Raw genomic sequence first — 212 nt, forward strand, 5'->3', positions numbered from 1 at the left:
GAGCGGCTCAAGGCCGTGCTCGACGAGATCACGGCCTCCGAGGGGCAGATCATCACCTTCATCGACGAGGTCCACACGATCGTCGGCGCCGGCGCGACCGGCGAGGGCTCGATGGACGCGGGCAACATGATCAAGCCGATGCTCGCCCGCGGTGAGCTGCGGCTGGTCGGCGCCACGACGCTCGACGAGTACCGCAAGTACATCGAGAAGGA

Annotated in this window: 1 protein-coding gene; it reads left to right on the top strand. The window is 67.0% G+C overall.

What is annotated here, in order from left to right; genetic code table 11:
- A partial coding sequence (locus B4M60_RS12895) for a hypothetical protein (protein ID WP_291084666.1) occupies positions 1 to 212 on the top strand: 212 nt, incomplete at both ends.

This window comes from Dietzia sp. UBA5065 (assembly GCA_002415925.1).
Lineage (GTDB): Bacteria > Actinomycetota > Actinomycetes > Mycobacteriales > Mycobacteriaceae > Dietzia.